This is a genomic window from Nocardia sp. NPDC057455 (genome assembly GCF_042802775.1).
Classification (GTDB): Bacteria; Actinomycetota; Actinomycetes; order Mycobacteriales; family Mycobacteriaceae; genus Nocardia.
This window is the reverse complement of sequence record NZ_JBHVDM010000211.1, coordinates 1-1,265: the sequence shown is the minus strand read 5'-3', so window position 1 is coordinate 1,265 and position 1,265 is coordinate 1. Positions and strand designations below refer to the sequence as shown.

1 pseudogene is annotated in these 1,265 nt (G+C 63.2%); it reads left to right on the top strand.

Annotation, left to right across the window (positions count from 1 at the left end):
- Positions 1-72: 72 nt before the first annotated feature.
- A pseudogene (locus tag ACFU5M_RS34515) lies at positions 73-1,226 on the top strand (IS3 family transposase).
- Positions 1,227-1,265 lie beyond the last annotated feature (39 nt).

Below are 1,265 nucleotides of genomic sequence, written 5' to 3'. Positions count from 1 at the left end.
TGATGTTCCCCCGGTTTTCCGGAGTTGGTTTGCTTGACTCTTGGTCACGAAGTCGTCGAAGGAGACTTGTTCGTGCCAAGGCGTTATCCCGAGGAGTTCCGTCGCAAGGTCCTGGATCTGGTCGCCGCCGGGCGTCCGGTCGCGCAGGTAGCTGCGGACCTGGGCATCAGCGACCAGACGATCTATGTCTGGCGTAAACAGGAACTGATCGACACCGGTCAGATACCGGGCGCGACCAGCGCCGAGCAGTCCGAACTGGCCGCGGCCAAGCGCCGCATCCGAGAACTCGAGCACGAGGTCGCCATCCTGAAAAGAGCTCGTGAGTTGCTGAAGGAACAGGCCAGCGGCCCAAAAGGCGTTACGCGGCCATAGCCACCATCGCCAGCGAGGGATTGCCGGTACAGGTCGCGTGCCGGCTGTTGGATGTCTCCGAGTCCGGTTTCTACCATTGGAGATCGCGCCCGCCCTCGCAACGAGCGATCCGCCATGCCTGGCTCACCGACCAGATCCGGGCCGTGCACGCCGCTTCACGCGGCACCTACGGCGCCCCGCGGGTGCACGCCGAACTCACCCTCGGTCTCGGTATCGGTGTCGGATACAACCAGGTCGAGCTGTTGATGGCGCGTGCCGGGATCAAGGGCCTGCCCGGTGTCAAGCGCGCACGCCCACGGCATCAAACCCCGACCGCCGGTGACCTGGTCAATCGTGCGTTCACCCGATCACGGCCGAACCAGTTGTGGGTCACCGACATCACCGAGCACTACACGAGGGAAGGCAAGGTCTACTGCGCGGTCGTGCTCGACACCTATTCCCGGCGGGTGGTCGGCTGGTCGATCGACTCGACCCAAACCGCGGCGCTGGTCACCAACGCGCTCGGGATGGCGATCTCCAACAGATCGCCGGAGTCGGGCACGATCATTCACTCCGACCACGGCGTTCAATTCACCTCCTGGGCCTTCACCGACCGCGCTCGCAAGTCGGGGCTGGTGCCCTCGATGGGCTCGATCGGCGACTGCTACGACAACGCCGTCATCGAATCATTCTGGGGCAGAATGCAAACCGAGCTACTCAACCGGCAACGCTGGAAAACCCGCATCGAGCTGGCGAACGCGATCTTCGACTACCTCGAGATCTTCCACAACCGGCGCCGCCGTCACTCAGCCCTCGGTATGCGGACTCCGATCGAGTACGAAATGATGCAACCGTCCATCCAACCCGTGGCCTGAAGTCCAGCATCTCGACTCCACGAAACCGGGGGAACATCA